This is a genomic window from Streptomyces sp. N35, assembly GCF_016464295.1.
In the GTDB taxonomy this organism is placed as follows: Bacteria; Actinomycetota; Actinomycetes; order Streptomycetales; family Streptomycetaceae; genus Streptomyces.
In genome coordinates this window covers 116,778-136,905 of record NZ_JAEIMH010000009.1, presented here as the reverse complement: position 1 = coordinate 136,905, position 20,128 = coordinate 116,778, and the positions used below count along the sequence as shown (strand labels likewise).

Annotated in this window: 20 protein-coding genes and 1 pseudogene; 12 read left to right on the top strand and 9 right to left on the bottom strand. The window is 70.8% G+C overall.

The genetic code is table 11. From position 1 onward, the window contains the following. Positions 1 to 63: 63 nt before the first annotated feature. Positions 64 to 2,289 (bottom strand): MMPL family transporter, encoded by a 2,226-nt coding sequence (locus JAO81_RS07800; protein ID WP_199547035.1) that lies wholly within the window; start codon positions 2,287 to 2,289, stop codon positions 64 to 66. A gap of 283 nt (positions 2,290 to 2,572) precedes the next feature. Between JAO81_RS07800 and JAO81_RS07795 the strand changes: the two genes are divergently transcribed. The 3 genes from JAO81_RS07795 to JAO81_RS07785 all read left to right on the top strand — a co-directional run bounded on the left by JAO81_RS07795 (position 2,573) and on the right by JAO81_RS07785 (position 4,191). Continuing rightward, on the top strand, positions 2,573 to 3,025 hold the full coding sequence (locus JAO81_RS07795; RefSeq protein ID WP_199547034.1) for a YchJ family protein: 453 nt from the start codon (positions 2,573 to 2,575) through the stop codon (positions 3,023 to 3,025). 124 nt (positions 3,026 to 3,149) lie between these two features. Further along, positions 3,150 to 3,626 carry a gluconokinase gene (locus tag JAO81_RS07790; protein WP_199547056.1) on the top strand — a complete coding sequence of 159 codons (477 nt, stop codon included), beginning with the start codon at positions 3,150 to 3,152 and terminating at the stop codon, positions 3,624 to 3,626. A gap of 100 nt (positions 3,627 to 3,726) precedes the next feature. Further along, a complete protein-coding gene (locus JAO81_RS07785) occupies positions 3,727 to 4,191 on the top strand; it encodes a hypothetical protein (protein WP_199547033.1) in 465 nt (154 codons plus the stop codon). 15 nt (positions 4,192 to 4,206) lie between these two features. Here the strand turns inward: JAO81_RS07785 and JAO81_RS07780 are convergent. From JAO81_RS07780 to JAO81_RS07770, 3 genes and pseudogenes are all read right to left on the bottom strand, one after another. Then, a pseudogene (locus JAO81_RS07780) lies at positions 4,207 to 5,208 on the bottom strand (LLM class flavin-dependent oxidoreductase); the annotation flags it as partial. A 52-nt stretch (positions 5,209 to 5,260) separates the two neighbouring features. Beyond that, positions 5,261 to 5,911 carry a cytochrome b/b6 domain-containing protein gene (locus JAO81_RS07775; RefSeq protein ID WP_199547032.1) on the bottom strand — a complete coding sequence of 217 codons (651 nt, stop codon included), beginning with the start codon at positions 5,909 to 5,911 and terminating at the stop codon, positions 5,261 to 5,263. Further along, positions 5,853 to 6,506: a molybdopterin-dependent oxidoreductase gene (locus tag JAO81_RS07770; RefSeq protein WP_199547055.1), complete on the bottom strand. Its 654-nt coding sequence runs from the start codon at positions 6,504 to 6,506 to the stop codon at positions 5,853 to 5,855. The genes JAO81_RS07775 and JAO81_RS07770 overlap by 59 nt, the downstream gene beginning before the upstream one ends. A 186-nt stretch (positions 6,507 to 6,692) precedes the next feature. Here JAO81_RS07770 and JAO81_RS07765 point away from each other — a divergent pair, with 186 nt between their 5' ends. Then, positions 6,693 to 7,151 carry an ASCH domain-containing protein gene (locus JAO81_RS07765; protein ID WP_199547031.1) on the top strand — a complete coding sequence of 153 codons (459 nt, stop codon included), beginning with the start codon at positions 6,693 to 6,695 and terminating at the stop codon, positions 7,149 to 7,151. 49 nt (positions 7,152 to 7,200) lie between these two features. Here the strand turns inward: JAO81_RS07765 and JAO81_RS07760 are convergent, their stop codons facing one another. Further along, on the bottom strand, positions 7,201 to 8,856 hold the full coding sequence (locus JAO81_RS07760) for an FAD-binding dehydrogenase (RefSeq protein ID WP_199547030.1): 1,656 nt from the start codon (positions 8,854 to 8,856) through the stop codon (positions 7,201 to 7,203). Positions 8,857 to 9,098: 242 nt separating this feature from the next. Here JAO81_RS07760 and JAO81_RS07755 point away from each other — a divergent pair, with 242 nt between their 5' ends. The 4 genes from JAO81_RS07755 to JAO81_RS07740 are packed head-to-tail and all read left to right on the top strand — an operon-like array spanning position 9,099 to position 11,229. Continuing rightward, positions 9,099 to 9,998, top strand: coding sequence for a DMT family transporter (locus JAO81_RS07755; RefSeq protein WP_199547029.1), 900 nt, complete (start codon positions 9,099 to 9,101; stop codon positions 9,996 to 9,998). A gap of 15 nt (positions 9,999 to 10,013) precedes the next feature. After that, positions 10,014 to 10,529: an NUDIX hydrolase gene (locus tag JAO81_RS07750; RefSeq protein ID WP_199547028.1), complete on the top strand. Its 516-nt coding sequence runs from the start codon at positions 10,014 to 10,016 to the stop codon at positions 10,527 to 10,529. Further along, positions 10,526 to 10,921 (top strand): DUF202 domain-containing protein, encoded by a 396-nt coding sequence (locus tag JAO81_RS07745; protein WP_199547027.1) that lies wholly within the window; start codon positions 10,526 to 10,528, stop codon positions 10,919 to 10,921. Before JAO81_RS07750 ends, JAO81_RS07745 begins: the two co-directional genes overlap by 4 nt. Next, the gene (locus JAO81_RS07740; protein WP_199547026.1) at positions 10,918 to 11,229 is read left to right on the top strand and encodes a DUF202 domain-containing protein; all 312 of its coding nucleotides are present in this window, start codon (positions 10,918 to 10,920) and stop codon (positions 11,227 to 11,229) included. The genes JAO81_RS07745 and JAO81_RS07740 overlap by 4 nt, the downstream gene beginning before the upstream one ends. An 11-nt stretch (positions 11,230 to 11,240) precedes the next feature. Here the strand turns inward: JAO81_RS07740 and JAO81_RS07735 are convergent, their stop codons facing one another. Next, on the bottom strand, positions 11,241 to 12,137 hold the full coding sequence (locus tag JAO81_RS07735) for a hypothetical protein (RefSeq protein ID WP_199547025.1): 897 nt from the start codon (positions 12,135 to 12,137) through the stop codon (positions 11,241 to 11,243). A gap of 224 nt (positions 12,138 to 12,361) precedes the next feature. Between JAO81_RS07735 and JAO81_RS07730 the strand changes: the two genes are divergently transcribed. The 3 genes from JAO81_RS07730 to JAO81_RS07720 all read left to right on the top strand — a co-directional run bounded on the left by JAO81_RS07730 (position 12,362) and on the right by JAO81_RS07720 (position 15,412). Further along, complete coding sequence (locus JAO81_RS07730) at positions 12,362 to 13,384, top strand: phosphotransferase family protein (RefSeq protein ID WP_199547024.1); 1,023 nt, start codon at positions 12,362 to 12,364, stop codon at positions 13,382 to 13,384. Positions 13,385 to 13,390: 6 nt separating this feature from the next. After that, positions 13,391 to 14,614: an acyl-CoA dehydrogenase family protein gene (locus JAO81_RS07725; protein WP_199547023.1), complete on the top strand. Its 1,224-nt coding sequence runs from the start codon at positions 13,391 to 13,393 to the stop codon at positions 14,612 to 14,614. Positions 14,615 to 14,749: 135 nt separating this feature from the next. Beyond that, positions 14,750 to 15,412 (top strand): acetate uptake transporter, encoded by a 663-nt coding sequence (locus JAO81_RS07720; protein ID WP_199547022.1) that lies wholly within the window; start codon positions 14,750 to 14,752, stop codon positions 15,410 to 15,412. 18 nt (positions 15,413 to 15,430) lie between these two features. On the opposite strand, the gene JAO81_RS07715 is transcribed toward JAO81_RS07720, so the two are convergent. The 3 genes from JAO81_RS07715 to JAO81_RS07705 all read right to left on the bottom strand — a co-directional run bounded on the left by JAO81_RS07715 (position 15,431) and on the right by JAO81_RS07705 (position 18,601). Then, the gene (locus tag JAO81_RS07715) at positions 15,431 to 16,033 is read right to left on the bottom strand and encodes a TetR/AcrR family transcriptional regulator (protein ID WP_374194268.1); all 603 of its coding nucleotides are present in this window, start codon (positions 16,031 to 16,033) and stop codon (positions 15,431 to 15,433) included. A 61-nt stretch (positions 16,034 to 16,094) separates the two neighbouring features. Then, entirely contained in the window at positions 16,095 to 17,744 is a 1,650-nt protein-coding gene (locus JAO81_RS07710) for an AMP-binding protein (RefSeq protein WP_199547054.1), read from the bottom strand. Positions 17,745 to 17,845: 101 nt separating this feature from the next. Beyond that, positions 17,846 to 18,601: an SDR family oxidoreductase gene (locus JAO81_RS07705; RefSeq protein ID WP_199547052.1), complete on the bottom strand. Its 756-nt coding sequence runs from the start codon at positions 18,599 to 18,601 to the stop codon at positions 17,846 to 17,848. Between the two features lie 244 nt (positions 18,602 to 18,845). Between JAO81_RS07705 and JAO81_RS07700 the strand changes: the two genes are divergently transcribed. Continuing rightward, positions 18,846 to 20,108: an exo-beta-N-acetylmuramidase NamZ domain-containing protein gene (locus JAO81_RS07700; RefSeq protein ID WP_199547021.1), complete on the top strand. Its 1,263-nt coding sequence runs from the start codon at positions 18,846 to 18,848 to the stop codon at positions 20,106 to 20,108. The last annotated feature ends 20 nt before the right edge of the window (positions 20,109 to 20,128 follow it).

Here is a 20,128-nt window from a genome sequence, read left to right as displayed (position 1 = left end):
CACAGAGGGGGGGGCGCCGGGCCGGCACCCCCCGGGCCGCCCCCCCCTTGCGCCACCGACGGATCAGACTCCGGCGGGCTCGGGCTCGCGCTGCTCCTGCGCCGGCACCGAGGTGTCACCGAGCTGCTTGTGCAGTTTCTCGCCCTCGACGTCGACGTTCGGCAGGATGCGGTTCAGCCACTTCGGCAGCCACCAGGCCTTGTGGCCGAGCAGCGCCAGGACCGCGGGCACGATGGCCATGCGGACCACGAAGGCGTCGAAGAGGACAGCGATCGCCAGGCCGAAGCCCATCGTCTTGACCATGTCGTCGTTCTCCAGGATGAAGCCGGAGAACACGCTGATCATGATGACCGCGGCCGCGGCGACCACCCGGCCGCCCAGGGTGAAGCCCTTGGTGATGGCCTCGGCGGGCGTGGCGCCGTGCACGTAGGCCTCACGCATCCGGGTCACCAGGAAGACCTCGTAGTCCATGGCCAGACCGAAGACCACACCGATCATGAAGATCGGCATCATCGACATGATCGGACCCGGCTGGTCCACGCCGAAGACGTCGGCGAGCCAGCCCCACTGGAAGACCGCGACCAGCGAGCCGAGGGCGGCCATGACGGAGAGCAGGAAGCCCAGCGCGGCCTTCAGCGGGACGAGGACCGAGCGGAACACCAGCATCAGCAGGATGACCGCCAGGCCGACGATGATGCCGAGGTACGGCAGCAGCGCGTCGTTGAGCGTCTGCGAGAAATCGATCGTCATCGCGGTCATGCCGGTGACGAGAACGGTGGCGCCGGTCTCGGTCTTCATGTCACCCGCGAGGTCCCGCAAGTCGCGGACCAGCGTCTCGGTGGCCGGGTCGCTCGGGCCGGTCTTGGGTACGACGATCATGGTGGCGGTGTCGCCGGCCTTGTTGAACACGGCCGGGGTGACGGCGGCCGCATCGCCCTGGTCGGTGATCTTCTTGCCCACCGCGTCGGCGGCGGCCTGCGGGTCGGCGACGCCCTTGGCATCGACGACGACGTTCAGCGGACCGTTGAATCCGGCGCCGAAGGAGTCCGACAGGATGTCGTACGCCTTGCGCTGCGTGGAGTCGGGCGCGGCGGTGCCCTCGTCCGGCAGGCCGAGCTCGAGGCTCGTGGCCGGCAGGGCGATGACGCCGAGGCCGAGCACCGCGGTGATCAGCACGGTCACCGGGCGGCGCAGCACGAAGTGGGCCCAGCGGGTGCCGAGCTTGGTCTTGCCTGCGTTCTTCGGCTCGGTGCCGGTCTTGAGGGCCTTGCGGTCCTTGCGGCTGAGCGCCTTCTTGCCGGCGAAGGCGAGCAGCGCCGGGGTGAGGGTGAGCGCGATGAGGACGGCGACGGCCACGGTGGCCGCCGCGGCCAGACCCATCTTGGTGAGGATCGGGATGTTGACGACCGCCAGGCCCGAGAGGGCGACGATCACGGTGAGTCCGGCGAACACCACGGCGGAACCGGCGGTGCCGACGGCGCGGCCCGCGGCTTCCTCGTACGAACGGCCTTCGGCGACCTCGGCCCGGTAGCGGGCGATGATGAACAGCGCGTAGTCGATGGCGACCGCGAGACCGATCATCGTGGCGAGCGTGCCGGTGGTGGCGGACAGGCCGAGCAGGGACCCGAGCGCCGCGATACCGGAGACGCCGATCCCGACGCCGATGATGGCGGACAGCAGCGGCATGCCGGCCGCGACCAGCGAGCCGAAGGTCAGGACCAGGACGACGAGCGCGACGCCCATGCCGATCAGCTCGGCGGTGCCGCCCATCTCGGGCTCGGCCTGGACGGCGTCGCCGCCGGTCTCGATGGTGTAGCCGTCGCTGCGGGCTTCGTCGGTGGTCTTGGTGAGCGCCTCACGAGCCTTGTCGGTCAGCTCCTGCGCGTTGACCGAGTACGACACGGAGGCGTACGCGGTCGAGCCGTCCTTGCTGACGGCGTTGGCCTTGAAGGGGTCGGCGACCTCCTTGACCTGCGGGTTGTCGCCGAGATCCTTGAGCAGGGCGTCGACGTGCGCCTTGCCGGGGCCTTCGGTGAGCTTCTCGCCCTCGGGGGCCTTGATCACCACACGGGCCGTGGCACCGTCGGAGGCCTGGCCCGGGAAGCGCTCGGCCAGCAGGTCGAAGGCCTTCTGGGACTCGGTTCCGGGCATGGAGAAGGAGTCTTCGGGCGCGGCCGGCGCGACCGAAGAGGCGCCGCCTATGCCCACGAGTATGGCCACCCACAGAAGGGCGACCAGACCGCGGCGTCGGAACGCGCCTCGGCCGAGTCGATAAAGGAACGTAGCCACCTGAGACCAAGCTTCCGTCGAGTTACGGGCAGGACGAAGACCGGGCAGACGGGAGAAAGCAGGAAGTTCTGTCCGGTGTACCCATCCATCGTCAACGCCGGAATCGGTGATTCACTCAGCCCCTGGGGCTGGACCTGTGTACTGCGCTGGGTGTAGAGAACGGGGTCGTTCCCTCCACCTGATGTAGATCCACAGGTGATAGATGTACGCCGCACCTGAATCGAACGGGGGCGGCTGGGGTGGGTGGGGCCCGGTGGACAGGGCCCGGGGGACAATGGCGCCCATGTCACGACGCCCCAATCGCCGCGCTCAGGCCACTGCCGCCCAGCGCACCCCGGCATCCGCCGTCACCGCGACGACACCCTGCCCGTGCGGTCAGGGTGTCCCCTACGGGGAGTGCTGCGGCCGCCTCCACTCCGGGACGGCCCGGGCCGCGACGCCCGAGGAGCTGATGCGTTCCCGGTACGCGGCCTTCGTCGTACGGGATGAGGCGTATCTCCTGCGGACCTGGCACCCGGACACGAGGCCGCCGGGCGTGGGCTTCGACTCCGGGATGCGGTGGGCGGGCCTGACGATCGAGGCCACGACCGAGGGCACGGCGTTCCATGCCACCGGCACCGTGACCTTCCTGGCCCGCTACACCGACGCGGGCGCACCCGGTGAACTGCATGAGCGCAGCCGGTTCGTGCGGCTGGACGGTGCGTGGGTCTATGTGGACGGTGAGTTTCTCGCCTGACGCACGGGCGGCGGCCGTCTCGCCCCGTGACTTTCCCGCCCGACCCGTCCGGCATCATGAACGTGACGTGCACGAACACCGAGGAGGGTGAGCGGCTGTGGGCTCCGATCAGGTCGTGGTGATCATGGGTGTGTCCGGAACGGGCAAGACCACGGTCGGTCGTCTGCTGGCCGCTGAGCTGGGGGTGCCGTACGCGGAGGCGGACGAGTTCCACTCGCCGGCCAACATCGAGAAGATGCGCTCCGGCACGCCGCTCACCGATGAGGACCGGTGGCCGTGGCTCGACTCGCTCGGTGCGTGGGCGGCTTCGCGGGTGGGGCTCGGCGGGGTCGTGAGCTGTTCGGCCTTGAAGCGCGTGTACCGGGACCGGCTGCGGGCGGCCGCGCCCGGGCTCGTGTTCCTGCATCTGTCGGGCTCGCGCGAACTGATCACCGCACGGCAGTCGGCGCGCGAGGGCCACTTCATGCCGGCCTCGCTGATCGCTTCGCAGTTCGAGGCGCTGGAGGAGCTGGGCGCCGACGAGGCGGGCGTCGTGGTCGACGTGACGCCGACGCCCGAGGAGATCGCGGCACAAGCCGCCGCGAAGCTGCGCAAGCTCTGAGCGCCCCCGACCCCCTGGGCGGCACGCCACCCGGTGATCGCTAAGGTGTGCCACTGCCGGGCGGCCCGCCCCGGCCGGCCGGACGCGAAGGGGGACCGCTGTGCGGCGGCGCGCTTCGCGTCTCGTCCTGATCGCGGCGGTGGCCCTCGCCGCGTACGCCGGTCCGAACCACTTGGACCGCAACCCTCAGCACATCGAACAGCGCAGCGCGGGGCAGTGCGCCGAAGAGATCGAGCTGCTGCAGGAGGCCCGGTGGGACGCCTCGGTCCGAGCGGCCCGGGCGCGGCTCGAAGGCACCCTGGTCGCCACCTCGTTCTCCGTGGACGCGTCCTGCAACGAGGCGATCGACGCCGACACCGGGCGCTGCCGGCGCGAGGCGGAGCGGGTGACGGCCGGACGGGCGCCCGAAGAGGATCCCCTCCTCGCCACCCGCCCGCCCCGGGACGAAGCAGCGGACGACTTCGACCCCTACGCGCTGCTCGAAGACCTGGACGGCTACCCGGTCGAGTGCGACTGGGCCGTACTCGACGCCCTCACCGGCAACACCCCGCTCGCCCTGCCCTAGGCGCTGCCTCGCGGATCAGCCCTGGCGTCCCCACGCGGGCATGATCTCCTCGTGGATCAGGCGCAGTTGGGTGTCCACGTCCACGGCTCCCGGCAGGTCCCGGCCGGTGAAGGCGCGGACCAGCGCCCGGTCGGTGACGGCGCAGATCATCTGGTTCACACCGCTCGGTCCGATCTCGCGCCGGGTCTTCTCCAGGCACTCCTCGGGCGCACCCGCGACGGACAGCTTCTCGGCGGTCTCCGGCGAGGTCAGCTGCATCCCCGCGGGCCAGGTCCCCGGCCGCGATCGCGTCGGTCACCGGCTTGAGTTCGGCCGGCTCCACGCCGTTGCGCCGCAGCTGCTCCTCGGGCATCGACGAGGCGCAGATCCCGACCATGGAGCGCGCCGCCTCCTTCGCCTTCGCCGAGTCGGGCCCGGTCGCGAACACCACCCCGGCGCCGATGCCGGGCCTCCGCCAGTCCTCGCCCGCCCGCTCGGCACCGATCCGCAGATGCCCGACCGCGTAGCCGTACGCCTCGCCGGTGCAGCTGAGCGCGTGATGTCAGCCGTCCGACCATTCGCCTGCCGCCTCGAAGGACTTGGGGCCGCACATCGCTCCCCGCTTCAGCGGCACCCGCTCCTGTACCGGGCGCGCGAACGTGAACAGGCCCTCGTACGAGAAGAATTCACCGTCGTAGGTGATGGTCCCCTCATCGAGGAGCGTGCGGATCACATGCCGCGCTTCCTTGGTGCGCGAGAGCGGCTTCTGCCGGGTCCAGTCGATGCCGTACTGCGCGAGCAGTCCGAAGTTGCCGCTCGACAGGACGCCTCGGCGCGTCCGCCGGAGAGTTCGTCGAGCGTGGCCAGCGCCTGGGCGATGAGCGTGGGCTCGCGCAGCACGACCGAGGACAGGCTCGGGCCCGGGCGGATGCGGCTGGTCTCACGAGCGGCCGCGGCGAACAGGAGCCGCATGTCCTTGTGCCAGGTCTCGTCCGCCGCGTAGACGGCGTGGAAGCCCGGTTCGTCCGCGAGGCGGAGGACTGCCCCACGCTCACTTCAGGGCCTTCGCACCGGACCGCCCGCGCTCGCTTCAGGGCCTCCACAAGGAGTGTTCGCGTTCCGCCCACGCGCGGTCCACCGATCCCGTACGCAGGCCGCGCCGGGACTCCGGGTCCGCGAGGGCCTTGCCGATGTGGCCGGCCAGGACGACCGAGACCGCGAGGGCGAGCCAGTCGTGGACGAAGGTCGAGCCCGTGCGCCAGGTCAGCGGCGTGAGGTGCGTGAACCACATGATCAGGCCCGTCCCGAGCATCACCAGGGTCGCCCCGGCGATCCACGCCGCGTACGACTTCTGGCCGGCGTTGAACTTGCCGGCCGGCCGCGGCCCCTTCTCGCGGCGCAGCGCGGCACGCCACCACTGCCTGTCATGGGCGCCGAAGCGGTTGAGGCGGCGCAGGTCCGCGCGGAAGGCGCGGGAGACGAGGCCGATGAGGAACGGGGCGGGCAGCAGGATGCCGGACCACTCGTGGATCGTCACCACCAGGTGGCGGCGGCCCACGAGTTGAGCCAGGGAGGGCAGGTAGAGGCAGGCGGCGGAGACGAGGCAGACGGTCATCAGGACTGCCGAAGTGCGGTGGATCCAGCGCTCGCCCCGGCTGAACCTCCGTACCCGCGCCGGGAGTTCAGACCGTGGGGTTGTCGTCGCGGCCGTTGGACCGGCCGACCCAGGCGTCGATGTCATAGCCTCGCTCCTCCCAGTAACCGGGGATGACCTTGTCGGTGACGGTGATCCGGGAGAGCCACTTGGCCGACTTGTAGAAGTACATGGGCGCCACATAGAGACGGACCGGACCGCCGTGCGCGTGGGAGAGGTCCTTGTCCCGCATGCGGTGGGCGACGAGCACGTCTTTGCGCCGCGCCTGCCGCAGGGTGAGGCTTTCGCTGTACGCGCCGTCGAAGCACTCGAAACGGATGGCGCGGCCTTCCGGGCGGACCCCCGCGGCGTCCAACAGTGCGGAGAGCAGCACGCCTTGGAAGGGTGTGTCGGGTACGCGCCAGCCCGTGACGCACTGGACGTCGCGGACGATCCGGGTCTGCGGGAGCGCGCGGAGTTCGCCGAGGGTGTACGTCGCCTTGTGCTCGACGAGTCCGTCGACGGTGAGGCGGTAGGTGTCCTCGTTCTTGCGCGGCACGGAGGCGACCACCGAGTAGTAGCGGAAGCCGCCGCCCGCGGGCAGCACGTCGGTCAGGCCCGTGGGGTCCTTCGCGGCCACCGCCTCGACGCCGCGCTGCAGTACGGGGGCGGCGGCGATACCGGCGGCGCCGAGCCCGAGCATGCCGAGCACGAGCCGCCGTCCGGCAGGGGTGCCCCGGCCGTCGGCCGGCTCTTCGTGGGGCGAGGGGGAGTTCACCCCACGATTCGAGCACCTGGGATGCGCGGAGTGAAGGGGCCACGGCCCCTCCGTCCGCGATTCGTCATAATCGACGCGCCTGCGCGCACTCTCCGCCTCTACGCTGCGCTCATGCCGTACCCCGAGGACATGAAGACCTTCGAGTTCGCCTTTCCGGGGCCGCTGCGCGACCAGTTGGTCGCCGCGGTGCTCGCCGGGGAGAAGACCTCCACGACCGGGCTCGTCATCGACTACGAGCACTGGGGCGACCCGTTGCCCACAGCGGGCGAGCGCGGTGCGGTCGTGGACTCGGACGAACGCGTCGTCGCCGTGATCGAGCTGACCGAGGTACGGGTGCTGCCGCTCGCCGAGGTGGATCAGCAGCACGCGAGCGACGAGGGCGAGGGGTACCGGACCGTCGCCGAATGGCGGGCCGTGCACGAGAAGTTCTGGCACGGCGCCGAGATGCGGGAGGCGCTGGGCGACCCGGAGTTCACGGTGGACGACACCACACCGGTCGTCGCCCAGCGCTTCCGTGTCGTGGAACGGGTCGACCCGCCCGGGCCGAAGCCGACAGGCGGGTCGCTCTAGACGCGTACGAGAAGGATCGCTCCAGACGTCGTACGAGAAGGGCCGTCGGCTAGCCGACGGCCTTCGCCGCCGCACGTCCCGCCGCGCGCCCCGAGAAGATGCAGCCGCCGAGGAACGTGCCTTCGAGGGACCGGTAGCCGTGCACGCCGCCGCCGCCGAACCCGGCCGCCTCACCTGCCGCGTACACACCGGGCAGCGCCTCGCCGCCCTCGGTCAGGACCCGCGACGACAGGTCCGTCTCGAGACCGCCGAGCGACTTGCGGGTCAGGATGTTGAGGCGGACGGCGACCAGTGGGCCCGCCTTCGGGTCGAGGATGCGGTGCGGGGCGACGGTGCGGATCAGCTTGTCGCCGAGGAACTTGCGCGAGCCGCGGATCGCGGTGATCTGCAGGTCCTTGGTGAACGGGTTGACGATCTCCCGGTCGCGCGCGGTGATCTCGCGGCGCAGCTCCGCCTCGTCGATCAGGTCGTCCTTCGTCAGGGCGTTCATCCGCCGTACGAGGGAGGGGAGATCGTTCTCGACGATGAAGTCGGCTCCTTGGTCCATGAACGCCTTGACCGGGCCCGGCACGTCCGCGCGCGCCCGGTCGATCACGCCGCGCACCGACTTGCCGGTGAGATCGGGGTTCTGCTCGGATCCCGAGAGCGTGAACTCCTTGCCGATGATCCGCTGGTTGAGCACGAACCACGTGTAGTCGTGGCCGGTCTTCATGATGTGCTCGAGGGTGCCGAGCGTGTCGAAGCCCGGGAAGAGCGGCACCGGCAGGCGCTTGCCGCGGGCGTCAAGCCAGAGCGATGACGGGCCGGGCAGGATGCGGATGCCGTGCCGCTTCCAGATCGGGTTCCAGTTCTCGATGCCCTCGGTGTAGTGCCACATCCGGTCGCCGTTGATGAGGCGGCCGCCGGCCTCCCCGGTGATGCCGAGCATCAGTCCGTCCACGTGCGCGGGCACGCCCGAGAGCAGCTTCTCGGGGGCGGTGCCGAGGCGGGCGGGCCAGGCCTTGCGGACGAGATCGTGGTTGCCGCCGATCCCGCCCGAAGTGACGATCACCGCCTGGGCCTTGAGCTCGAACGTGCCGGTGGCCGTGCGGCTCGACTCCTGGCCGCGCTCGATCGAGGACGCTTCGAGGATCTCGCCGCTGACGGTGTCGACCGAACCGGCGCTGCGGGAAAGACCGGTCACCCGGTGGCGGAACTTCAGCTCGACCAGACCGCGCGCCACGCCTTCCCGTACCCGCCGCTCGAAAGGCGCGACCAGACCGGGGCCCGTGCCCCAGGTGATGTGGAAGCGCGGCACGGAGTTGCCGTGACCGGTGGCGTCGTAACCGCCGCGCTCGGCCCAGCCCACGACCGGGAAGAAACGGACGCCCTGCCCGTACAGCCAGGAGCGCTTCTCGCCTGCGGCGAAGTCCACGTACGCCTCGGCCCATTTGCGCGGCCAGTGGTCCTCGTCGCGGTCGAAGCCCGCCGTGCCCATCCAGTCCTGCAGCGCGAGATCGTGGCTGTCCTTGATCCGCAGACGGCGCTGCTCGGGCGAGTCCACGAAGAAGAGGCCGCCGAACGACCAGTGCGCCTGACCGCCGATGGACTGCTCGGGCTCCTGGTCGAGCAGGATCACCTTGCGCCCGGCGTCGACGAGCTCGGCGGTGGCCACCAGACCGGCAAGGCCTGCTCCGATCACGATCACATCTGCGTCGTACGCCATCGTCGCCGTCCGTTTCAGTCAGTGCACGCGCAAGGTGTCACGCGCATGGTTACCGGTCGGTTCAGATCCTCGGTACCAGCGCGGGTTCCGTCAACCGTGTGCGAAGCCCTGGTGATGGCCGTGGGCGACAGCGGACCGCCGTGTGCGACCGCCCACAGAAGGCGCCGGGGGGAGGCGATCAAGGGAGGCATCCGGCTAAGGTCGCCCAAGTCCCCCACGTACGACCGCTCTTGAGGTCCCCTTTGACGCTCCCCGTCTTACTCTTCGCGCTGGGTGCTGCCTGCTCTCTGGGTTTCGGCTTCGTGCTGCAGCAGAGCGCCGCCCGGCGCGCTCCTCTCGGTGACTTCCTCTCCCCGCGGCTCCTGCTCGACCTCGTACGGATGCCGCGCTGGCTGGCCGGTATCGCGCTGATGTCGGGCGGCACCGCCCTCGGTGCGGTGGCGCTGTCCCTGGGCGAGATGTCCCTGGTCGAGCCGCTGCTCGCCACGCATCTGCTGTTCGCGATAGCCCTGGTGCGATGGCGCACCGGCCAGCCGCTCGGCCGGCAGGGCTGGGGCGGCCTGCTGCTGCTCGCGGGCGGGGTGAGCGCCTTCCTGATCGCCGGACATCCCCAGGGCTCGGACGCGACGGTCGCGCCGCTGCGGCACTGGCTGGTGGTGGGCGCGGTGCTCGGCACGGCGCTGGTCCTGACCGCGTTCGCCCGCCGCTTCCGCCTGGGCATCGGCCCGGCTCTCCTCGGCGCCGCGGGTGGTCTCCTGTACGGGCTGCAGGACGCGCTCACCCGGATCAGCGGCCAACGGGTGAGCGAACAGGGACTGCCCGGACTGCTCACCGCGTGGCAGCCGTACGGCGTTCTCGTCCTCGGCCTCGCCGGCCTCCTCCTCGTCCAGAGCGCCTTCGAGATGGCGCCGCTGCGCAGCTCGCTGCCCGCGCTCACGGCCGCGCAGCCGCTCGCGGGGATCGTCTGCGGGGTCGGCTTCCTCGGGGACCGGCTGCGGACGGACGCGGGCGCACTGGCCTGGCAGGCGGCGGGTCTTGCCGCGATCGTCGGCGGAATCGTGTTCCTGTGCCGTCATCCGTCGATGCCCACGGGGGCCGTCGGGCGGGAGCCGGTGCTCGCGGGGGCGGTGGGGCAGGCATAGCCGACCTGCGGTTGGATGGCGCGTATGAGCAGCGACGAGATCATCGACATCGTCGATGAACAGGACCGCGTCATCGGCCAGTCCCCACGCCCCGTCGCGTACCGCGAAGGCCTGCGCCACCGCTGCGCCTTCATCCTGGTGCGCGACGCCGAGGACCGGATCTTCGTGCACCGCCGCACGGCGACGAAGGCCGTCTTTCCCTCCTTCCACGACATGTTCGTGGGCGGAGTCGTCGGCGCCGGCGAGTCCTACGACCAGGCGGCGCTGCGGGAAGCCGAGGAGGAGCTGGGCGTCACGGGCCTCGCGCAGCCGGCCCCGCTGTTCAAGTTCCTCTACCAAGGGGACAGCGGCTCCTGGTGGTCCGTGGTGTACGAGGTGCGCTGCGAGCTGCCGGTACGGCCGCAGGAGTCCGAAGTCGCCTGGCACACCTTCCTCACCCCCGAGGAACTGGAGCAGCGGCTCGACGAGTGGCAGTGGACTCCGGACGGGCTCGCCGCGTACGCGCGGCTCCGGGACGGTGCTCGGCCGTGAACGGGTTCTTCTCCTCGCTGCGGCTGTGGTTCGCCCCCGCCCGCGTACGGGAGGAGGGCGAGACGCCCGACTACCGCTTCTCGCTCGCCAACGAGCGGACCTTCCTCGCCTGGGTGCGCACCGCACTCGCGCTGGTCGGCGGCGGCTTCGCGGTCGACCAGTTCCTGCCGGACCTGCGCTGGGCCTGGCGCATCGGTCTGTCGCTCGCGCTGCTCGCGGTGGGCGCGATGTGCGCGCTGCGGGCCGTGAACCACTGGGTGCGCTGCGAGCTCGCGATGCGCCGCGGCGAGGATCTGCCGGTGACGCGCTTCCCCGCCCTGCTGAGCCTCGCGGTCGGCGTGGTCGCGCTGATCATGGTCGTGGTGGTGCTCTTCGGCTGGGCGGAACAGTGACCGAGGCGGTCCGCGACCCCGGACTGCAGCCGGAACGCACCCGGCTCGCCTGGCGCCGTACGACCTTGTCGTGCACGGTCGCGGCGGTTCTCGCCGGCAAACAGGCCTTGCAGGGCGGCCCGACCCCGCTCGGACTGCTCGCGGTCGCGGCCTCCCTGGCGCTGTGGCTCGTGTTCGTCGCCCTGGCCCACCACCGCATCCGCTCCCTGAGCGTGCCGCGCCCGGGAGTGCTCCCCGTGCGCGTGGCGTGGGGCGCGGCGGGGTGTGTGCTGGCCTTCACGCTGTTCTCGGCGGCGGTCGTCCGCTGACCGCCGTACGGTCAGCCGCGCAAGGCCCCTGCGAGGGCCCGTACTTCGCGTGTGGCGAACCCGGGATCACGCGCCATCAGCCGTACGAGCTCCGCGCGCACCTCACGGCTGCGGCCCGCTTCGACCAGCGCGCGGGCGCGGGCGAGCGCCGGTGCGACGTGCGGATGTCGGGCCACTGCGGTGCACTCGTCCCGCAGCCATCGTTCGGGCGGGAACCATCGGGTCAGCTTCGGCTCGTGGTCGGCGAGCTCACTCCAGATGTACGGGTCCAGGGAGACGTTGACGACATGCCCGGCCGGCAGGGTGCGCACCCAGTCGAGTCCCTGCTGCCAACGGTCATGGTTCGGGCTGGACTTGCCCCGCACGGTCACGCCCACATACCGGAGTTTGCGCCGGATCACGGGCCAGGGCTCGCGGCTCTCCTCGATCCAGCGGGCGAGCTCCTCGTGCAAGGTGGTGAAGCTGCCGCCCTCGGACACGACGTCCACGAGGGCGAGCGGGCGCTTGCGGCGGGCCAGTGCGTGCGGGGCGAGCCCCACGGCCGCCAGATGCTCGCGGAAGCGCAGGCGCTGGGCCGGACTCCAGCGCCTGCTGTGCCGGCACGACAACGGCAGACGATCGATCCGTCCGCCCCGGCCGCCCGGCTCCAGCGCCCCGCTCAGCAGGTCGTACATCCCGTCGAGGGAGCGCCCGAAGAAGCACAGGTCCGCGCCGCCCGAGCGGGCGAGCACCTTCGCGGTGCAGTCGATCAGCGCGTCGAGATAGTCCGCGCCGAAGGTTCCGTCCCCCGCATGGGCCGGCGGCCGGGGCACCTCACCGGTCCGGTCCGGCCGTTCGCCGCCGTACGACGACAGCACCCAGCGGTACGGCCGGGGCGGCGTGGGCGGAGGCAAGGCAGACGCGGACATGGAGTCCAGCACAGCAGGTGCGGCCTGCCGGGGGCATCCGATTTATCGTCCGCTGCATCGTCCGCGACGAGCCACTCCTCGCGCCTGCCGCACCTGAAAGCCGATGTAAATACGGGGCATTCCCGGCGCATCCCCCCGAGAGACCGATCACGTCCCGCCCACGCACTGGACTACATACCGACTGGTCGGCATCATTCTTTCCAGTCCATCACGAGGAGCGACGCATGAGCTCAGACCAGCTGCCAGGTCTCGATCTGGACCGGCTGCGTGACCATCTCGGCCAAGAAATACCCGGTCTCGTACAAGGTCCGCTCCAGGGGCGGCATATCGAGGGCGGCCGGTCGAACCTCACGTATGACATCACGGACGGCACCTCGCGCTGGGTGGTGCGGCGGCCGCCGCTCGGGCACGTGCTGGCCACCGCGCACGACATGAAGCGCGAGCACCGGGTGATCAAGGCGCTGCACCCGACCAGCGTGCCCGTACCGAAGACGGTGCTGCTGTGCGAGGACGAGGAGGTGATCGGGGCGCCGTTCTATGTGATGGAGTTCGTGTCCGGCACCCCCTATCGCACCGACGCCGAGCTCGCGCCGCTCGGCCCCGAGCGGACCCGGGCCGCCGTCTTCTCTCTGGTGGACACGCTGGTCGACCTGCACGCGGTGGATCCCGAGTCCGTCGGGCTCGGGGACTTCGGCCGGCCCGAGGGCTTCCTCGACCGGCAACTGCGGCGCTGGGGCAAGCAGTTGGACGCCTCACGCAACCGCGACCTCGCCGGCATCGACGAGCTGCACGCGGCGCTCGGGCGCTCACTGCCCACCTCCCCCGCGGCGACCGTCATCCACGGCGACTACCGCCTCGACAACGTGCTGCTCGGCGAGGACGACCAGATCAAGGCCGTCCTGGACTGGGAGATGTCCACGCTCGGTGATCCGCTCACCGACCTCGGGCTGCTCGTGATGTACAGCGTGCGGCTCACCCTCGAGGACTCCCCCATCAGCACCACCGCCGCGGCCGCCGGGCACCCCACGCCGCAGGAGCTGATCGAGCGGTACGCCGGGCGCTCGGGCCGCGATGTGTCGGCGGTGTCGTGGTACACCGCGTTCGCCTGGTTCAAGCTCGCGGTGATCCTCGAGGGCATCCACTACCGCTACACCCTCGGCCAGACCGTCGGCTCCGGTTTCGACCGGATCGGCGAACTCGTCCCCGTCTTCATCGAGCACGGCCTGACCACCCTTCAGGAAGGCTGATTCCGCATGGACTTCGCATTCGACGCCCGCACCGAGGAGCTGCGCACCAAGCTGCTCGCGTTCATGGACGAGCACGTGTACCCGGCACAGAAGGTGATGCATGAGCAGGCCGCCGGCCTCTCCTCGCCGTGGGAGGTGCCGCCGGTCGTCGAGGAGGTCAAGGCCGAGGCCAAGCGGCAGGGGCTGTGGAACCTCTTCCTGCCCGATGCCGCGTACGGCGCGGGCCTGACCAACCTCCAGTACGCCCCGCTCGCCGAAATCACCGGCCGCGCACCGCACTTGGCACCGACCGCCCTGAACTGCGCGGCGCCCGACACGGGCAACATGGAGGTGCTCTACCAGTTCGGCAGCGACGAGCAGAAGAAGCAGTGGCTCGAGCCGCTGCTCGCCGGTGAGATCCGCTCGGCCTTCGCGATGACCGAGCCCGAGGTGGCCTCGTCGGACGCCACGAACATCGAGACGCGCATCGAGCGCGCCTCCGATGGCACGGACGAGTACGTCATCAACGGCCGCAAGTGGTACATCTCCGGGGCGATGAACCCCGCTTGCCAGATCTTCATCGTGATGGGCAAGACCGACCCGGACGGCGAGGACATCCGCCGCCAGCAGTCCATGATCCTGGTCCCGCGGGACACCCCGGGTCTCGAAGTCCGCCGCGCCATGCAGGTGTTCGGCTACGAGGACCACTGGCACGGCGGGCACGCCGAGGTCGTCTTCGACAACGTCCGCGTCCCGGCGAGCAATCTGATCGGCGAGGAGGGCGGCGGCTTCGCCATCGCCCAGGCGCGGCTCGGCCCGGGCCGTATCCACCACTGCATGCGCCTCATCGGCATGGCGGAGGCCGCCATCGAGCTGATGTGCAAGCGTGCCCTCTCGCGTACGGCCTTCGGCAAGCCGCTCGCCCAGCAGGGCGTGATCCACGAGTGGATCGCGGACGCCCGCGTCGCCGTCGAGCAGCTGCGGCTGCTCGTCCTGAAGACCGCGTGGCTGATGGACACCGTCGGGAACAAGGGCGCGCACACCGAGATCCAGTCCATCAAGATCGCGACGCCGCGTACGGTCGTCGGCATCCTCGACCGCGCGATCCAGCTGTACGGCGCGGGCGGCGTCAGCCAGGACTTCCCGCTCGCCGAGCTGTACGCGGGGGCGCGGACGCTGATGATCGCGGACGGTCCGGACGAGGTGCACCAGCGCTCGCTGGCGCGGCGGGAGCTGAAGAAGTACCTCTGAGCATGCGGAACGGCGGGACTTTCGCCCCGCCTCCCTGGGACTCAAGCCCGGGGGGGCGGGGTCCTTCGCGTCCGGGGCGCGGCGGGCCGCGCACGTAGCGTTGGAAGGTCGTCGAGTGAAAGTGTCCCCACTGCCATGTCCAGCGCCCTTCTTGATGCGCCCACCGCCTCCGCCGAAGCGCCTTCCGTCTCCGCGACGGTGCCTGCCGCGGCGCCCGCCACGGCCGCCGCACCCGCGGCGCCGAAGCTCGCCAACCCCGGCCCGCTCGGTCTCGCGGCCTTCGCCCTGACCACGTTCGTGCTCAGCATGTTCAACTCCGGGCTGATCTCGAACGCCGCCCTCAGCGCCGTGGTCCTGCCGCTCGCGCTGTTCTACGGCGGTCTCGCGCAGTTCGTCGCCGGGCTCTTCGAGTTCCGCCGCGGCAACACCTTCGCCACCACGGCATTCCTCTCGTACGGCGCGTTCTGGATGTCCTTCGCGGCGTACGTGAAGTTCGTCGTGCCGGGTCTGCCGGCCGCGGACGCGCACCTGGCGACCGGGCTCTACCTGATCGCGTGGTTCGTCTTCACGCTGTACATGACCGTGGCCGCGATGAAGCTCGACGTGGCGCACAGGGTCGTCTTCGTCACGCTCAGCCTGACGTTCCTGTTCCTGGCGCTCGGCGACCTCACCGAGTCCACGGGGCTCGCGCACACCGGCGGCTTCCTCGGCCTGCTGTGCGCGGCGGCCGCCTGGTACACCTCGTTCGGCGTGCTGACGAACGAGACCTGGGGCCGCAAGGTCATCCCGCTGGGCTGACCTCCCGGCCCCGGCACCTCACGGACGCAGGGCCCGCAGCAGGAGGTCGGCCAGATGGTCGGCGACCTGCTGCGGGGTCAGCGGCCCGTTCGGCCGGTACCAGGTCGACAGGTGGTGCACGGACCCGAAGTGGTAGTCGACCACCAGGTCCGCGGGCGTCGCCGAGGAGAACACCCCTGAGGCCTGCCCCTCCTCGACCAGCGCCCGGAACCGCTCGTGATAGCGCCGGCGCTCGGCCCGTACCTGCTTGTTCTTCTCCGGGCTCAGCTGGTGCATGGAACGGAAGAAGATCTGGCTGTCGTCGAGGTTCGCGATCGAGGTGACCACGACGTCGGCCGCCGCGTCCCGCAGCCGCTTCTCGACCGGTTCGTCCGCCTCGGCGAAGGCGTCGAGTCGCTCCTGCTGCACGCGCAGCACCCGGGCGTAGATCTCGTGCAGCAGATCGTCCTTGGACCCGAAGTAGTGGTACAGCGCGCCCTTGGTGACGCCCGCCGCCTCCACGATCTCCTGTACCGAGGTGCGGTCGTACCCCTGCTCCGCGAAGAGCCGGGTGGCGGCGGCGAGCAGCCGCTGCGGGACGGGTGTGGTGGTCTGCTCCGTCGTCTTTGGCACTGTCGCCACCTGCCTTCCGCTCCTTCTCCCGTCGCGCGCCGCGCCCTTGCCCGGCTCGTCCGCCTCGGTCTCACCGCGCACGGTCGCGCAGTTCCCTCCGCAGGATCTTCCCACTGGTCGTCTTCGGCAGCTCCGGCAGGATCTCCACGCTGCGCGGGTACTTGTACGCGGCCAGTCTCTCCTTGCTGTACGCGACGATCTCGGCGGGGTCCGTACCGGCGCCGGGACGCAGGCTGACGTACGCCTTGACGCTCTCGCCCCGATAGCTGTCCGGAACCCCGACGACAGCGGCCTCGCGGACGGCGGGGTGGGTGTAGAGGACGTCCTCGACCTCACGGGGCCAGACCTTGAACCCGGACGCGTTGATCATGTCCTTCTTGCGGTCGACGACGTAGAGCCAGCCGTCCGCGTCCATGAACCCGATGTCGCCGGTGCGCAGCTCCCCGTCCGGGAAGGACGCGGCGGTGGCGTCCGGGCGGCCCCAGTACCCGGGCACGACCTGCGGTCCGCGCACCACGATCTCGCCCTGTTCGCCGAACGGCACCTCCCGGCCGGCCTCGTCCAGGATCCGCACGACGGTGTCGGGCCCGGGGACGCCGACGGACAGGGTGCCGGACCCGGGGTCGACCGGTGCCTCGTGTTGCGGGGGTACGGAGGCGCAGGGGGCGGTGCATTCGGTGAGGCCGTATCCGTTGCGGATATAAGGACCGAACTCCGTACGGAACTTCTCGACGAGCGCGGGCGGCACGGGCGCTCCGCCCGAGGAGATCACCTGGAACGAGTCGAAGTGCTCGCGCGTGACGCCCGGGGTGGCGGCGAGCGCCATGAACGCCGTGGACGGGCCGACCGTGTACGCGGGCTTGTGCTCGGCGAACGCGTCGAGCACGACGCCCGGGTGGAAGCGGTAGGCGAGCACGAGGGTGCCCGCGTTGGCGATGCAGGCGGCGAGCTGGCAGACCATGCCGGTGATGTGGAACAGCGGGGCGAGCGCGAAGTACACGGAGCCCTCGGCGAGGGGATGCCCGGAGCGCTGCCGCTCGCCGTTGTACGTGATGTTGCCGTGCAGGTTCATGGCGCCCTTGGGCTGCCCGCTGGTGCCGGAGGTGTAGCTGATCAACGCCAGGTCGTCGGCGGCACGTTGGGGCACGCGCGGGGCCTTGGCGCCGCCGCGGGCGACGGTGATCAGGTCCTCCGCGTCGTCGGCCCGCGGCACCCGTTCGAAGTTCAGCACCCGCTCGTCGTCGCGGGACTGCAGATCCAGCTCGCAGGCGGTCAGGACGATCCGGACCGGGGAATCGGCGGCCGCCTCGCGCAGATACCCCTCCCAGGCGCGGTCCGAGCAGATCAGCGTGCCGACCTGGGCGTCGTGGAGGACATGGCGCACTTCGCCCGACTTGTACATGGGGTTGACCGGCACGACGGTCGCGCCGGCCTTCCAGGCGCCGAGCAGGGCGAGCACGAAGTGCGGGGAGTTCTGCAGCATCAGCGCGACGCGGTCGCCGTCGGCGACGCCACGCTCGGCGAGATGGCCGGCCACCGCGTCGGAGAGCGCGTCGACCTCCGCGTAGCTGAGGCGGCCGTCGAAGTAAGCGAGGGCGGTGCGGTCGGGGGCCTTGGCCGCGGCGGCGTGGAAGGCGTGCACGACGGAGGGCGGCGGCGTGATGGAGGCACGCTGGGCGTCGCTGAGCCGGGCCAGCCAGGGCTTGTCGGCGTACGTCACGTGGTTCGGCTGGTTCGGCTCGCTCTGCTGATGCGGCTGATGCGGCTGGTTCGGCTGGTTCGGCTCGCTCTGCTGATGCGGCTGATGCGGCTGGCTCTGCGTCACTTGGTGCCGCCCTCCCACTTCTGCTGCAGATGGTTCATGCCGGCCAGCCAGCGGTCGGGCTCGGCGGCCCGCACACGGTAGTACTCGGCGACCTCGGGGTGCGGAAGGATCAGGAAACGGTCCTCGTCCATCCCCTGGATCAGCGCGTCGGCGACGGCCTCGGGCTCGATCGCCGTGGGCGCGAGCACCAGGTCACCGGCGGATCCGGCCGCGGTGAGCATGTCGGTGCGCACACCCTGGGGGCAGATCGCGTGCACCTTGATCCCCCGGTGGCGGTACGTGAGCGAGAGCCACTCGGCGAAGGCGTACGCGCCGTGCTTGGTCACGCTGTACGGGGCGGCGCCGACCATGGTGAGCAGGCCGGCGGCGGAGACGGTGGAGACGAACCGGCCCTCGCCGCGCTCCAGCCAGGCGGGGAGCAGGCTGTGGGCGGCGCGGACGTGGGCCATGACGTTGACGTCCCAGGCGCGGGCCCAGACCTGTTCGTCGGCGGCTTCGGTGCCGCCGCTGGCGAGGCCGGCGTTGGCGCAGTAGATGTCGACGGTGCCGTTCAGGGCGTCGCGGGCCTCCTCGACGATCGCCGAGGCGTCGCCGGGTACCGCGATGCCGCCGATCTCGTCCGCGATCGTCTTCGCCTTGGCGACGTCGATGTCGTTGACGACCACCTTCGCGCCCTCGGCCGCGAAGCGGCGGGCGAGAGCGGCGCCTATGCCGCCGCCGGCTCCGGTGACTACAACTGCCTTGTTCTGCACGGTGTGCACGTCTTTGGGCTCCGTCCGGTCCGGCGGGGGTTCTGGCAGCAGACTAACCAGTCGGTATGGCGCCCGGGAAGGGCTTGATCTCCCCCACCCCGCCCCTTCCCGAAACTGGGGCTGAATTTCAGCCCGTCCGGCGATTGAGGACAAAGGGGTCCGGGGGCGAAGCCCCCGGTTTCGGGAAGGGGCGGGGTGGGGAAGGAGGCGCCGCAGGCGTACATCCCGCACCCACGGAGGCACCATGACGCACCTGTCCAGACGGGCGCTGCTCGCCGCAGCCACCACCACGACCGCGGCCACCGCCGTTACCGGCTCCACCGCGGCCGCCGCAACCGCCGCCGACCCGACCCGCGGCAGAAAGCTCCGCACCGGATTCGAGCGCCTCGCCGCAAACGGCTACGCCCAGCTCGACGGCGAGCGCGTCGGCATCGTCACCAACCCCACCGGCATCACCCGCGACGTACGCCACATCGTCGACGTGATGCACGCCGACGACCGCGTCGACCTCGTCGCCGTCTTCGGCCCCGAGCACGGGTTCCGGGGCACCGCGCAGGCCGGCGGGTCCGAGGGGTACTACGAGGACCCCGCGACCGGACTGCCCGTGTACGACACGTACCAGAAGAGCGGTCAGCCGTTGGCCGACATCTTCACGCAGTCGACCGTGGACACCGTCGTCTTCGACATCCAGGACGTCGGCGCCCGTTTCTACACGTACATCTGGACGCTCTTCGACTGCATGCAGGCCGCCGCCCTGGCCGGCAAGCGCTTCGTCGTGCTCGACCGCCCGAACCCCGTCACGGGGCGCGCGGCCCTGGGGCCCATCCTGCACAAGGAGTTCGCGACGTTCGTCGGACGCGAGCCGATCTCGCAGGCGCACGGCATGACCGTCGCCGAGCTGGCCCGGCTGTTCAACGGCGAGTACCTGAGCACGCCCGTTCCGCTGGAGACCGTGCTCATGTCCGGGTGGCGGCGCGATGACTTCTACGACGCGTCGGGGCTGCCGTGGGTGCCGCCGAGCCCGAACATGCCCACGCCCGAGACGGCGCTGGTGTACTCCGGGACCTGTCTGTTCGAGGGCACCAATCTGTCCGAGGGCCGCGGCACGACCCGGCCGTTCGAACTGCTCGGCGCCGAGGGGATCGGGCGCCAGTGGGCCGCGGCCGCCAATGAACTCGGCCTGGCCGGTGTCCACTTCCGCGAGGCGTACTTCGCGCCCACCTTCTCCAAGTTCCAGGGCAAGACCGTCGGCGGGGTCCAGGTCCATGTGCACGACCGCGAGGACTTCGATCCGGTCCGTACCGGCATCGGACTCCTGATCACCGCCAAGCGGACCTGGAGCGGCTTCGCCTGGCGGCCGGACAACTGGATCGACAAGCTCACCGGTTCCACCCAGGTCCGCACCATGATCGACGCCGGGGCCGGGGTGGACGAGGTCGTCGGCGGCTGGCAGGACGAGCTGAACGCCTTCCGCGCCGTACGCCGGAAGTACCTCGCGTATCGCTGACGCCGAGCTGCCTCACGTAT

Bases quoted from the DNA above. Each gene is read 5' to 3' on its own strand.
- JAO81_RS07730 (WP_199547024.1), top strand. From the start codon at position 12,362: ATGAGCTCAGACCAGCTGCCAGGTCTCGATCTGGACCGGCTGCGTGAC.
- JAO81_RS07765 (WP_199547031.1), top strand. From the start codon at position 6,693: ATGCCGTACCCCGAGGACATGAAGACCTTCGAGTTCGCCTTTCCGGGG.
- JAO81_RS07790 (WP_199547056.1), top strand. From the start codon at position 3,150: ATGGGTGTGTCCGGAACGGGCAAGACCACGGTCGGTCGTCTGCTGGCC.
- JAO81_RS07735 (WP_199547025.1), bottom strand. From the start codon at position 12,137: ATGTCCGCGTCTGCCTTGCCTCCGCCCACGCCGCCCCGGCCGTACCGC.
- JAO81_RS07725 (WP_199547023.1), top strand. From the start codon at position 13,391: ATGGACTTCGCATTCGACGCCCGCACCGAGGAGCTGCGCACCAAGCTG.
- JAO81_RS07750 (WP_199547028.1), top strand. From the start codon at position 10,014: ATGGCGCGTATGAGCAGCGACGAGATCATCGACATCGTCGATGAACAG.
- JAO81_RS07775 (WP_199547032.1), bottom strand. From the start codon at position 5,911: ATGACATCGACGCCTGGGTCGGCCGGTCCAACGGCCGCGACGACAACC.
- JAO81_RS07700 (WP_199547021.1), top strand. From the start codon at position 18,846: ATGACGCACCTGTCCAGACGGGCGCTGCTCGCCGCAGCCACCACCACG.
- JAO81_RS07720 (WP_199547022.1), top strand. From the start codon at position 14,750: ATGTCCAGCGCCCTTCTTGATGCGCCCACCGCCTCCGCCGAAGCGCCT.
- JAO81_RS07760 (WP_199547030.1), bottom strand. From the start codon at position 8,856: ATGGCGTACGACGCAGATGTGATCGTGATCGGAGCAGGCCTTGCCGGT.
- JAO81_RS07795 (WP_199547034.1), top strand. From the start codon at position 2,573: ATGTCACGACGCCCCAATCGCCGCGCTCAGGCCACTGCCGCCCAGCGC.
- JAO81_RS07770 (WP_199547055.1), bottom strand. From the start codon at position 6,506: ATGCTCGGGCTCGGCGCCGCCGGTATCGCCGCCGCCCCCGTACTGCAG.